Annotated in this window: 13 protein-coding genes; 4 read left to right on the top strand and 9 right to left on the bottom strand. The window is 51.8% G+C overall.

Going from position 1 to position 11,683, the window contains the following annotated elements:
* Both cfa and punC read right to left on the bottom strand, forming a co-directional pair.
* A partial coding sequence (cfa, locus tag KQJ18_RS16925) for a cyclopropane fatty acyl phospholipid synthase (RefSeq protein ID WP_216422361.1) occupies nt 1–918 on the bottom strand: 918 nt, incomplete at its 3' end.
* Between the two features lie 290 nt (nt 919–1,208).
* Complete coding sequence (gene punC / locus KQJ18_RS16920; protein WP_174331232.1) at nt 1,209–2,414, bottom strand: purine nucleoside transporter PunC; 1,206 nt, start codon at nt 2,412–2,414, stop codon at nt 1,209–1,211.
* A 113-nt stretch (nt 2,415–2,527) separates the two neighbouring features.
* Between punC and punR the strand changes: the two genes are divergently transcribed.
* A complete protein-coding gene (punR, locus tag KQJ18_RS16915) occupies nt 2,528–3,460 on the top strand; it encodes a DNA-binding transcriptional activator PunR (RefSeq protein ID WP_038640367.1) in 933 nt (310 codons plus the stop codon).
* Here punR and purR read toward each other — a convergent pair.
* Entirely contained in the window at nt 3,457–4,482 is a 1,026-nt protein-coding gene (gene purR, locus KQJ18_RS16910) for an HTH-type transcriptional repressor PurR (protein ID WP_038640368.1), read from the bottom strand. The genes punR and purR overlap by 4 nt on opposite strands.
* A 297-nt stretch (nt 4,483–4,779) precedes the next feature.
* On the opposite strand from purR, the gene cydH reads away from it, so the two are divergent.
* Together cydH and KQJ18_RS16900 are read left to right on the top strand one after the other, a co-directional pair.
* Nucleotides 4,780–4,869 (top strand): cytochrome bd-I accessory subunit CydH, encoded by a 90-nt coding sequence (gene cydH, locus KQJ18_RS16905; RefSeq protein ID WP_003029209.1) that lies wholly within the window; start codon nt 4,780–4,782, stop codon nt 4,867–4,869.
* A 175-nt stretch (nt 4,870–5,044) separates the two neighbouring features.
* Nucleotides 5,045–6,214: an MFS transporter gene (locus KQJ18_RS16900; protein ID WP_137351553.1), complete on the top strand. Its 1,170-nt coding sequence runs from the start codon at nt 5,045–5,047 to the stop codon at nt 6,212–6,214.
* Nucleotides 6,215–6,253: 39 nt separating this feature from the next.
* Here KQJ18_RS16900 and sodB read toward each other — a convergent pair whose 3' ends face one another.
* Nucleotides 6,254–6,835, bottom strand: coding sequence for a superoxide dismutase [Fe] (gene sodB / locus KQJ18_RS16895; RefSeq protein ID WP_137351554.1), 582 nt, complete (start codon nt 6,833–6,835; stop codon nt 6,254–6,256).
* Nucleotides 6,836–6,962: 127 nt separating this feature from the next.
* Nucleotides 6,963–7,793, bottom strand: a complete 831-nt coding sequence (locus KQJ18_RS16890) for a C40 family peptidase (protein WP_216422360.1) — start codon at nt 7,791–7,793, stop codon at nt 6,963–6,965.
* Between the two features lie 334 nt (nt 7,794–8,127).
* On the opposite strand from KQJ18_RS16890, the gene grxD reads away from it, so the two are divergent.
* Nucleotides 8,128–8,475 (top strand): monothiol glutaredoxin 4, encoded by a 348-nt coding sequence (gene grxD / locus KQJ18_RS16885; RefSeq protein ID WP_003832760.1) that lies wholly within the window; start codon nt 8,128–8,130, stop codon nt 8,473–8,475.
* A gap of 53 nt (nt 8,476–8,528) precedes the next feature.
* Here grxD and rnt read toward each other — a convergent pair whose 3' ends face one another.
* The 4 genes from rnt to KQJ18_RS16865 form a co-directional block, all read right to left on the bottom strand.
* Nucleotides 8,529–9,176 (bottom strand): ribonuclease T, encoded by a 648-nt coding sequence (gene rnt, locus KQJ18_RS16880; RefSeq protein WP_038640374.1) that lies wholly within the window; start codon nt 9,174–9,176, stop codon nt 8,529–8,531.
* A gap of 95 nt (nt 9,177–9,271) precedes the next feature.
* Nucleotides 9,272–9,679, bottom strand: a complete 408-nt coding sequence (gene gloA, locus KQJ18_RS16875) for a lactoylglutathione lyase (protein ID WP_038640376.1) — start codon at nt 9,677–9,679, stop codon at nt 9,272–9,274.
* Between the two features lie 97 nt (nt 9,680–9,776).
* Nucleotides 9,777–10,874: an alkene reductase gene (locus KQJ18_RS16870; protein ID WP_216422359.1), complete on the bottom strand. Its 1,098-nt coding sequence runs from the start codon at nt 10,872–10,874 to the stop codon at nt 9,777–9,779.
* Between the two features lie 54 nt (nt 10,875–10,928).
* Nucleotides 10,929–11,528 (bottom strand): TetR/AcrR family transcriptional regulator, encoded by a 600-nt coding sequence (locus tag KQJ18_RS16865; protein ID WP_038640379.1) that lies wholly within the window; start codon nt 11,526–11,528, stop codon nt 10,929–10,931.
* Nucleotides 11,529–11,683 lie beyond the last annotated feature (155 nt).

Below are 11,683 nucleotides of genomic sequence, written 5' to 3'. Positions count from 1 at the left end.
CACAAAATGCGGCTCGCTGGCGTTGGCAATCTGGCGAACTGACGGTAAACAGCCGTTCGGGAAGATGTATTTATTGATCCACGGATCAACATTATTGTCGGTTTTATTCGAACCGATGCTGTGCAGTAAAAACAGACCGTCCGGCTTTAAATTGCGATCGACAACGTCGAAATAGGTGTTGTAATTTTTCGGGCCGACATGCTCAAACATGCCGACGGAGACAATGCGATCAAATTTGTCGTTCAGGTCGCGGTAATCCTGCAGCAAAATGGTGACGTCCAGTCCCGCGCAACGCGCTTGCGCCATTTTCTGCTGCTCTGCTGAGATGGTCACACCTACCACGCTCACACCGTATTGCGATGCCATAAAATGGGACAAGCCACCCCAGCCGCAACCAATATCGAGCACCCGCATTCCCGGCTTTAACTGCAATTTTTCGGCAATCATTTTTAACTTCGCCTGTTGGGCAGATTCCAAGGTATCGGCATCTTTCCAGTAGGCGCAGGAATACTGCATGTAAGGATCAAGCATGCGGCTAAAGAGGTCGTTGCCCAGATCGTAATGTTCTTTGCCGACAACCCAGGCGCGCTTTTTGGTCTGTAAATTAAACAGTCGTGCCGTGGCGATACGTAAGGTATCTTTGAAGTGGCGGGGGAGTTGATTTTCAAGCCCGGCGCGCAATACCTTGGTGAAAAATATGTCCAGCCGATCGCACTCCCACCAGCCGTCCATATAGCTCTCACCCAAACCTAACGATCCTTCCTGCAGTACGCGTTTGAAAAAATCGGGGTTCTTGACACGAATATCCGCCGCAGCCGAACCATTAATGGTAATGCCTGCACGGCTCAATAATTCATTGGTGATGCGGTACCAGTCATCATCCGGTACGCTGACGTCTTCTATACACGATGAACTCATAGCTTCTCCATCACTGGTCGGTGATCAGAACCTTAAAACAGCGTAGACGCTTTTTTGGGCTTTGTGAGAAATCTCACGGAATTAATCCGCGAATCTTTAATCCGACGTAGAACAGAGGAAGGGAGGAACCCTTACCGAAAAGGCCATCCGTGGAAAAACGGGAACGTTCTTGTCCCCGTTAATACCTAAAAATTATCGTTTTTGTAACAACTGGAAATCAGTATAAGCCTGATTTTTTGACGATTCAATAGAAAATTGTTAGCGGGCTAACTATGTGCCCGCGACAATGATTAGTGAGACTCACCGTGGGCAATTTGCGCCCGGTCATCTGTTTGACGGGTGTTATCGGTCTGCGATTGCATTTTGTAACCGATGGCTGCCAGCAGCACTGTTGTCAGCATCACGCTGGTGGTGGTGAGCAGCGGGGTGGCGATCAGCCACGACACCACAAGACTTGCCAGGAAGCATAAACCTAGTTGCAGCGTATTTTGCAATGCGGCTGCGCGTCCTGTGGCCTGTGGGAAAGGACGTAACGCCTGAGCGACAACGATAGGATAGATTGCGCCGTTGGCAATCGCCATTACGCAGAATGGGATCAGAATTTCAGCCAGCGCAACATGATGAATAAAGCCGGTAGCCCAGGTGGCAACAACGCTGATGGCATAAAGAATCAGTAACCATGGCAGCATCTGACGACCTTGCCATTTTTGCAGCGCCGCACGGCAACCGTAACCACCAATTAAGAAGGCGATAGTTTGCGGAACATAGCTCAGGCCAATCACTGCCGGGCTGTAGCCCATTTCGCTAAGGATAAACGGTGAACCCGTCAGCCATGCGAAAAAGCTTGCGGAGCAGGCGGCATAAATCAGTACGTTTCCACGATAAGCTTTCGAGCGCAACAGTGTGGCGAAAGTCAGTTTATCCTGGCTGTCGTCGCGTGCTTTAACCGTCGGTTTTAAACGCAGGGCCGGAAGCATCAGAATCAGGGTAATAGCAAACAGGGTGGCGAAAATGGCCTGCCAGGAGAAGTGGACCAGAATCCAACTGCCCAATAACGGCGCGAGAGCCGGTGATAACCCGACCAGCGGCATAATGGTGGCAAAGATGCGGTTTACTTTTTGTGAAGGGTAATAGTCTGTAACCAGCGCCTGCCAGATAACCGACGCGGCACAGACGCCAACGGCCTGAATAAAGCGCAGCGCCAGCAAGCCAGTGGCGTTTTCAACCCACAGCATACCCAGACTACCCAGCGCAAAAATAGATAAACCCAACAGTAAAATCGGTTTACGGCCATAGCGGTCCGAGAGCGGTCCCCACAGTAGTTGTGCGACGGCGAAACCCGCTAAAAATAAACTTAGGCTGGCGCTGACGGCAGATGCAGGTGTTTGCAGATCGGACTGAATCGCGGCAAAGGCGGGCAGATACATATCCGTCGCCAGAAAGCCGAGCACGCTAAGGCCCGCCAACCAGACTAAAAAACCTTTCCCAGGTTGCATCATCATTTCTCTTTTTTTAGCAATAGAACAATGCCGCTGAGTGTAGTGAGTGTAATTCACGCTGTGAAACGCTAATATTTGCTTACTGATTTCAAATTTTTTGTAGGCAGAATATGTGGTCGGAATATTCACTTGAAGTGGTTGATGCGGTTGCACGCAACGGCAGTTTCAGTTCAGCCGCGCAGGAGTTACACCGCGTACCTTCGGCGGTAAGCTACACCGTGCGCCAACTGGAGGAGTGGCTGGCTGTACCGCTTTTTGAGCGACGCCATCGCGATGTGGAATTAACGCCTGCCGGCGCGTGGTTTTTAAAAGAAGGGCGCTCTGTTATCAAAAAAATGCAGATCACTCGCCAGCAATGTCAACAAATCGCCAACGGCTGGCGAGGACAACTGGCAATCGCGGTAGATAACATTGTCCGTCCCGAACGTACCCGACAGATGATTGTGGATTTCTATCGCCACTTTGATGATGTGGAACTGCTGGTTTTTCAGGAAGTCTTTAATGGTGTCTGGGATGCGCTTTCCGATGGGCGTGTGGAGCTGGCTATTGGCGCCACACAGGCCATTCCGGTAGGGGGGCGCTATACCTTCCGCGACATGGGCATGCTGAGCTGGAGCTGCGTGGTGGCCAGCCATCATCCGCTGGCGTCAATGTCGGGGCCGCTAAGCGATGATACGTTGCGCAACTGGCCGTCACTGGTGCGCGAAGATACCTCGCGTACATTGCCGAAGCGTATAACCTGGTTACTGGACAACCAAAAGCGCGTTGTGGTGCCTGACTGGGAATCTTCCGCAACCTGTTTATCTGCGGGATTGTGTGTAGGCATGGTACCAACACATTTTGCCAAGCCGTGGATTGATAGCGGTAAATGGGTGTCGCTGCAGTTGGAGAATCCCTTTCCTGATGCCGCGTGTTGTCTGACATGGCAACAGAACGATACCTCGCCAGCACTGAGTTGGTTGCTGGACTATTTAGGCGATAGCGAAACGCTAAATAAAGAATGGTTGCGGGAGCCAGATGAGGCCCCCGCACAACAGGCTTAACGACGATAATCGCGGAATGGACCGTCAGCAACGGAGCGGCGCTCTACCAGACGCGGATGAACCTCGATAGACTGCGACTCTTCGCGTTTATTCACGATGCGGTCTAACAGCATATTAAAGGCCGTTTCACCCAGTGAATCCTTAGGCTGGTGAATGGTGGTCAGCGCTGGCGTGAAGAAGCGGGCGTTGCGCACGTTATCATAACCGATGAGCGAGACATCCTGCGGTACGCGCAGTCCCATCTCATCAGCGGCGCACAGCGCGCCCATCGCCATGATATCGCCACCGCAGAAGACGGCGGTCGGACGATGCGACTGTGAAAGAATTTGCTGCATGGCGCGATAACCGGATTCAGGTTCAAAATCGCCCTGTACAATCCAGTTTTCGGGAACCTTAATCAGCGCTTCTTCCATCGCTTTCATAAAGCCAGCCAGACGACCGGCCCCGGTATTCCGCTCCATCGGGCCCGGGATCGCGCCAATCTCGCGATGGCCGCGTTCTATCAGATACCGACCCGCCATGTAACCGCCCTCGAAAGCGTTATCAATGACCGTATCGGTAAAATCAGCTTTAGCTTCGCCCCAGTCCATAACAACCATCGGAATATGGCGATACTCTTCGAGCATCGAAAGCAGCGATTCCGGATACTCAGAACACATCACTAACAGACCATCAACGCGCTTTTGCGCCATCATCGACAGATAGGCCTGCTGCTTTTCAAGACTGTTCCATGCGTTGCCCAGAATCAAGGTATAGCCTTTCTGGAAACAGTTTTTCTCAACGGCTTCGATAATTTCGGCGAAATAGGCCGCTTCGCTGCTGGTCGCCAGCAAGCCGATAGACTTGGTGTGATTCACCTTCAGGCTGCGTGCAACTGCGCTTGGAGAATAGTGCAGCTCTTTGATCGCAGCCCAAACCGCATTACGCGTTTCTTCCGCGACAAAGCGCGTCTTGTTAATTACGTGTGATACGGTTGTAGTGGAAACGTTTGCTCGCTTCGCTACATCTTTAATTGTTGCCATTACATCTCACTCCAGACCATATCCTAAGCTCCTGAGAATACTCCAGGTAAACGTTTGCCTTCACACACCCTTAACGCAACGTAGGGGTTGCGGCACGCCGGGAAAACGACACGGAACGTCAGGAAGGGGTCAATGGCCGGTACGCTAATCAAGTAAGCGTGGAATTTTGTCTGATCTTAACGAAAAGGGGAAGAGTTAAAAGCAGTTATCAATATAAATCGTGAGAGATTTTTGCTTTCAAGTGTGTAAAAATGCGCAATATCACTTTTTGTGTGGGAATAAAAAGGAGAAAACTTGATGAGCACCGATCTGAAATTTTCGTTAGTGACTACCATTATTGTTCTGGGTTTGATCGTCGCGGGTGGCCTGACCGCAGCGCTGCATTGATTTCCCCGAGGGAGTTAGCTCTCCCTCATCCTCTCCGCATCTGTTTCCCCTCTATTGTTTGCGAATAAGCAAAAGTCTTTTGCAATTTTGTTAACTTTATTAATTTTGCGATCAATGTCATGCTTTTGACTCTTATTTTATGTCGCGCCACGGCTCGACGTTACGGAGTCGATATATGAAAATCAATTATCCCTTACTGGCGCTGGCGATTGGCGCGTTTGGCATTGGCACCACCGAATTTTCGCCAATGGGATTATTGCCCGTGATTGCCAAAGGGGTGGATGTCTCGATTCCCGCGGCCGGGATGCTGATTAGCGCGTATGCGGTTGGCGTGATGGTGGGGGCTCCGCTGATGACACTGCTGCTGTCCCATCGCGCGCGACGTAATGCGCTGATATTCCTGATGGCTATTTTCACGCTGGGCAACGTGCTTTCCGCTATCTCGCCGGATTATACCACGCTGATGCTGTCACGTATTTTGACCAGTCTTAATCACGGCGCCTTTTTTGGTCTCGGCTCTGTGGTCGCCGCAAGCGTGGTACCTAAACATAAGCAAGCCAGCGCCGTGGCAACCATGTTTATGGGGTTAACGATTGCCAATATTGGCGGTGTTCCCGCGGCGACGTGGCTTGGTGAGACAATCGGCTGGCGGATGTCGTTTATGGCGACGGCGGGTCTGGGCGTCATCGCTATGGTCAGCCTGTTCTTCTCATTACCGAAAGGTGGGGCAGGAGCGCGCCCTGATGTCCGCAGCGAACTGGCGGTACTTATGCGCCCACAGGTGCTGTCGGCTCTGCTGACCACTGTGCTGGGCGCAGGCGCGATGTTCACGCTTTATACTTACATCTCGCCGGTGCTGCACAGCATTACCCATGCCACACCGGCGTTTGTGACCGGAATGCTGGTATTAATTGGCGTCGGATTCTCGATCGGAAACTATCTTGGCGGCAAACTGGCGGATCGTTCTGTCAACGGTACGCTTAAAGGCTTTTTGCTGTTGTTGATGGTTATTATGCTGGCCATTCCCTTCCTCGCGCGTAATGAGCTGGGGGCGGCGGTCAGTATGGTCGTCTGGGGCGCGGCGACGTTTGCGGTGGTTCCGCCGTTGCAGATGCGGGTGATGCGCGTTGCCAGCGAAGCGCCAGGGTTATCATCGTCAGTCAACATTGGCGCGTTTAACCTGGGAAATGCGTTAGGTGCGGCAGCCGGTGGGGCGGTGATTTCCGGTGGTCTGGGCTACAGTTTTGTACCCGTGATGGGAGCGATTGTGGCGGGGCTTGCGTTACTGCTGGTCTTTATCTCGGCAAGAAGGCAATCTGAAGAAGTCTGCACTGCCTCCAGCTAAGGCTAAAACGCAGAAGGGGGTCCCTTCTGCGTTATCATTTTATGCTGCGAAGTTCTTCGCAACAAATTCCCAGTTCACCAGCGCCCAGAAGTGCTCCAGGTAGCCAGGACGGGCATTGCGATAATCGATGTAGTAGGCGTGTTCCCATACGTCAACGGTCATCAGCGGCGTCGCGTCGGTCGTCAGCGGAGTACCTGCGTTGGAAGTAGAAACGATAGCCAGTTTGCCATCCTTTCCTTTAACCAGCCAGGTCCAGCCAGAACCGAAGTTTTTGATAGCGGCATCGGTGAATTGCGCTTTGAAATCCGCAAAGCTGCCAAAGGAGGCGGCAATTGCATCGGCCAGTTTACCGGTCGGCTCGCCACCTGCGTTCGGCGCCAGGCAGTTCCAGTAGAACGTGTGGTTCCATACCTGTGCAGCATTATTGAATACACCGCCTTCAGAGCTACGAACGATCTCTTCCAGTGATTTACCTTCAAACGCCGTGCCTTTGATCAGGTTGTTCAGGTTGGTCACGTAGGTTTGATGGTGTTTGCCATAGTGGTATTCCAGCGTTTCGGCAGAAATGTGCGGTGCCAGAGCATCTTTGGCATACGGTAATGCAGGTAATTCAAACGACATTGCTTCTCTCCTTATTATTTATATTGAGTACACACAATAGCCTCATTGTGAGTAAGGATAGGGTAGCAAATTGAAAGGTTATGCAAAAGAAGAACTTACCCTACAGCATGTTCTGTAGGGTAAGTTTTTAGCGAATTGTTTTTGGTGTCATTACCCGACGCGCGCCGACATAGTGGCGCTGCCAGTAATCTTCGCTCAGAGAAGTGATTTGAATTTCCTGACCGCTGCGCGGTGACTGAATAAATTTACCGTTACCCACGTAAACTCCGACGTGATCGGCTGTGCCGCGACCTTGGGTGCGGAAAAAGACCAGGTCACCGTTTTTCAGCTCGCCACGTTCAATCGGTGCGGCGTCACGCAGGTGGTACATTTCATTCGCCGTACGCGGAATGCGGAATTTAACCAGATCTTTATAGGCGTAATAGACCAGACCGCTGCAATCAAAGCCGGTTCTTGGCGAAGAGCCGCCCCAACGGTAAGGTTTGCCGATTTGGTTCATCAGGGTGGACATAGCGGTTTTCGTCGCTTTCTGCACTTTGACTTTATGCGCCTCAGCAAGCGTTGTCGGTGCGGCGGTTTTCACTTTCACACAGCGCGGCTTATGACCTTTGCGCGGCGTGCATTTTTCAGTCCAGGTAACGGCAGCGGTTTGTGCTGCGGCAGTTTTACTGCGACGGTTTACCGTTTTAGTCGATTTTGCCGGAGTGGCTGTGCGTTTTTTAGAAGAGGAGGCTGTTTTGCTACTGGTTTTGCTGGTGATTTTTGTCGCCGATTTCTTGTTGGTCCTGGCTGTTTTTTGGCTGGTTGTTGCGCTTTTCTTTTTATCTACCGTTTTGACGGTGTGGGAACTGGTAGGTGTCGTCCTGGCCTGCTTGGAAGCATGCGCCATAGGCGTAAAAGGCAGTGTAGTAAAAAGTAAAGCACAGAGCGTGATCGAGATTCGGTTTATCCGCGCCACTGAGCAGTCCTCTGTTAAGGCAGGTCTATCATACCTGCGTGTGATTTTCAAAACTTGATGATTCTAATCTATCGAAACGGGGAAAGTTAATAGCTTTTTTTGTTTAACGCGGCGTTTCGTTACCGACCGCAAAAAAAAACAGCAAATCAAAGTGTAGTCGGTGAATAAATAATCAAAACCATACACTTCGAGCGGGTAAGTAAGATTAAGAATGCAACTTTTAACGGCAGGCGATAAAATAATAACGCGTAATGAAAATGTTATTTTCCGTTGCCTGCCTGACCCGCTACAATGTCAGACTACTGCCGTAAAAGAAGTTTAAGGAAGCAAGATAATGAGCACCACTATCGAAAAAATCCAGCGCCAGATCGCTGAAAACCCAATTCTCCTGTACATGAAGGGTTCCCCTAAACTGCCAAGCTGCGGTTTCTCCGCTCAGGCGGTACAGGCGCTGTCCGCCTGTGGTGAACGCTTTGCTTATGTTGATATTCTGCAGAACCCGGATATTCGCGCCGAGCTGCCGAAATACGCAAACTGGCCGACCTTCCCGCAGCTGTGGGTTGATGGCGAGCTGGTTGGCGGTTGTGACATTCTCATTGAAATGTACCAGCGCGGTGAGTTGCAGCAGCTGATTAAAGAAACAGCGGCGAAATACAAAACCGAAGAGCCGGACGCTGAGTAATATCAGCTGAAATAAAAAAGCGACCTGTGAGGGTCGCTTTTTTTATCGGTCCGTTATGCGTCTTCCGGCACGGGGAGAGGCCAGCCGCCGAGGCGTTTCCAGCGGTTAACGATTTCACAAAACAGCACGGCCGTACGTTCGGTGTCATACAGCGCCGAGTGCGCCTGAGTGCCATCAAATTCCATTCCTGCCGCCAGGCATGCTTTTGATAACACAGTTTGCCCCAGCGACAGACCGCTTAATGCCGCAGTATCAAAGGTAACGAACGGGTGAAACGGGTTACGTTTCAGTGAGGCGCGTTCTGCAGCGGCCATCATAAAACTGTGGTCGAATGTGGCGTTATGCGCCACCATAATTGCCCGATTGCAGCCGCTGTCTTTAATGCCTTTACGTACCATTTTAAAGATGGCATGCAGAGCGTCGTATTCGCTGACCGCGCCACGTAAAGGATTGTTAGGGTCAATACCGTTAAAGGCGAGCGCTTCAGGCTGCAAATTTGCCCCTTCAAACGGCTCTACGTGGAAATGTAACGTCGTGTCCGGCATCAGCCAGCCTTGTTCATCCATTTTCAATGTGATGGCTGCGATCTCAAGCAGCGCATCGGTTTTGGCATTAAACCCTGCGGTTTCGACATCAATGACGACAGGGTAAAAACCACGAAAACGGTCACACAGACCGGAAAGTTGAGCGTTATCGGACATCTGGGTCTCTTAATACGGGAAAATTGCAGCGCGTATTATGGCAAAATGATGATGATAAAACTACGGGCACAGACGATCTGCGCCCGAGGGGGAGGTTAGTCGCCCAGGCCGCGCCCGGCGTCTTTCTCTTCAATTAATTCAATTTTGTAGCCGTCCGGATCTTCAACAAACGCGATCACGGTTGTGCCGCCTTTTACCGGGCCAGCTTCACGCGTCACGTTACCACCGTTCTGACGAATACGTTCGCAGGCTTCAGCCGCGTTGTCTACGCTCAGGGCGATATGACCGTAGGCTGTGCCCAGCTCATAGTTGTCAACGCCCCAGTTATAGGTCAGTTCGATCACGGCTTCACTGGTTTCAGGACCGTAGCCAACAAAGGCCAGAGAGTACTTGTATTCAGGGTTTTCGCTGGTACGCAGCAGCTTCATGCCCAGCACGTTGGTATAAAACTCGATGGAACGCTGCAGGTCACCCACGCGCAGCATGGTATGAAGTAAACGCATCTTTTTCCCCTTCGAAAATGGCTAATACATTCAAAATGTTGTTTTAGTATAGCGGCGTTGTTACGCCGCTATCAATGGCAGAACGGAGATTGTGACGTTAGAGGGTCGGGTAATCGGTGTAACCTTCCGCGCCGCCGCCGTAGAAGCTTTCGGCACGCTGTGGGTTCAGTTCCGCTTTATGTTGCAGACGCGCCACCAGATCCGGGTTAGCGATATAAGCGCGACCAAAAGCAACGGCGTCGATCAGACCTTTCTCGATCAGCGTTTCGGCTTTTTCAGGCGTGTAAGCGCCCGCGCCAATGATCGGACCGTGGAAACGGGCACGCACTTTCTCGCGGAACGCGTCGGAATACGGCTCACCACCAGCCCAGTCCGGTTCAGACATATGCAGATAAGCGATACCGCGCTTGCCCAGTTGTTCAATCAGATACAGCGCGTCGGCTTCTTCATTCGGACCGTTGTCGACGTTCTGGAAAGAGCCAATCGGAGAGACGCGAATACCAATGCGGTCGGCACCCCATTCTTTAATACCGGCATCGACAACTTCCAGCACCAGACGCGCACGATTCTCGACGCTACCGCCGTATTGATCGGTACGCTGGTTAGAGGTTGGCGACAGGAACTGGTGCAGCAGGTAGCCGTGGGCGGAGTGCAGTTCTACCATGTCGAAACCCGCTTCACGCGCGTTAGCAATTGCCTGACGGAAATCATTAACGATACCCGGAATTTCTTCCGTTTCGAGTGCGCGCGGCATAGTCGTATCGGCACGCGTCGCCAGACCGTTTTCATCGCGCAGTGAGGTGCGGGTACCGGCGCTAATCGCGGAAGGTGCTACCGGTGGCTGGCCGTTTGGCTGCAGATTGGCGTGGGAGATGCGCCCGGTGTGCCACAACTGGACAGCAATATGACCTTGCTCAGCATGTACGGCTGCAGTGATTTTCTTCCATGCGGCAATCTGCGCTTCGCTGTGTAGTCCCGGCGCACCGGCATAGCCTTTCGCCTGGGCGGAAATCTGCGTCGCTTCACTGATGATGAGTCCCGCGCTGGCGCGTTGACGGTAATACTCGGCCATCAGCGGAGTAGGGATGTCGCCAGGCTCGATGCTGCGCAGACGCGTCAATGGCGCCATAAAAACGCGGTTTGCTGCCGTAATGGCACCCACTTTCAGTGGGGAAAACAATTTTTCAGATGACATGTGGCACTCCTGAATAGACCGGTCGTCTAGTAATAAAAGAAATAAAAACGCCTGTTAAACGGCAGGCGTTGTAATGATGGTTTTAACGTGCGCCAGCGCATTTTCCAGCGGCGTGGCGCTACGAGAAATCTTGGCCTGAAGATTGGCGCCCAGCCATAGCGCATACAAAACCTGCGCCTGCTGTAATGGCTCGCCAACAAAAGACAGACAATGATTGGCCTGACCTTTCTCCAGCGCCTGCGCCAGCAACGCAATAATGTGTCGCGCGCCTTTATCCATCGCGGTACGCATATCTTCTGACAGATCGCACACTTCGGCAGACAGTTTAACGGTTAAACAACCGCTAATAATGCCGTGCTGGCTAAACTGATTCAGGGTTTCCTGATAGTAAGCCAGAATCCTGTCGCGGTAATTTCCCGCCCCCGTATCAAAATGCGTAGCCAATCGCTGATGATAAGCCGCATAGTGGCGTTCCAGCATCGCGACGCCGAACGCTTCTTTTGAGCGAAAATAGTGATAAAACGAACCCTTAGGCACTTCAGCTGTTTTCAGTAGCTCACTCAGGCCCATGCCGGTGAAGCCACGCTGCATGCACAGCAGCTCGCCAGTCGCCAGAAGATGTTCGCGTGTATCGTGTTCAGTGACTTTGTTCATGAAAGAAGCATAATAGACCAGTCGGTCTAATGCAATAGCGCTTGCGAGAAATTCAGTTAACGTCTTCAATAGATATATCAATCTTACTACAGGAGGGGATGTGGCCGAACAGCTGGAATTTTTCCCCGTCCAGAGCCCATGCCGTGGTATATGTC

The organism is Citrobacter sp. S55_ASV_140, assembly GCF_018919505.1.
Classification (GTDB): Bacteria; Pseudomonadota; Gammaproteobacteria; order Enterobacterales; family Enterobacteriaceae; genus Citrobacter; species Citrobacter werkmanii.
This window is presented reverse-complemented; position numbering and strand designations above follow the sequence as displayed.

Coding starts and splice junctions, on each gene's coding strand:
- punC (WP_174331232.1), bottom strand. CDS start 2,414: ATGCAACCTGGGAAAGGTTTTTTAGTCTGGTTGGCGGGCCTTAGCGTG.
- punR (WP_038640367.1), top strand. CDS start 2,528: ATGTGGTCGGAATATTCACTTGAAGTGGTTGATGCGGTTGCACGCAAC.
- purR (WP_038640368.1), bottom strand. CDS start 4,482: ATGGCAACAATTAAAGATGTAGCGAAGCGAGCAAACGTTTCCACTACA.
- cydH (WP_003029209.1), top strand. CDS start 4,780: ATGAGCACCGATCTGAAATTTTCGTTAGTGACTACCATTATTGTTCTG.
- KQJ18_RS16900 (WP_137351553.1), top strand. CDS start 5,045: ATGAAAATCAATTATCCCTTACTGGCGCTGGCGATTGGCGCGTTTGGC.
- sodB (WP_137351554.1), bottom strand. CDS start 6,835: ATGTCGTTTGAATTACCTGCATTACCGTATGCCAAAGATGCTCTGGCA.
- grxD (WP_003832760.1), top strand. CDS start 8,128: ATGAGCACCACTATCGAAAAAATCCAGCGCCAGATCGCTGAAAACCCA.
- rnt (WP_038640374.1), bottom strand. CDS start 9,176: ATGTCCGATAACGCTCAACTTTCCGGTCTGTGTGACCGTTTTCGTGGT.
- gloA (WP_038640376.1), bottom strand. CDS start 9,679: ATGCGTTTACTTCATACCATGCTGCGCGTGGGTGACCTGCAGCGTTCC.
- KQJ18_RS16870 (WP_216422359.1), bottom strand. CDS start 10,874: ATGTCATCTGAAAAATTGTTTTCCCCACTGAAAGTGGGTGCCATTACG.
- KQJ18_RS16865 (WP_038640379.1), bottom strand. CDS start 11,528: ATGAACAAAGTCACTGAACACGATACACGCGAACATCTTCTGGCGACT.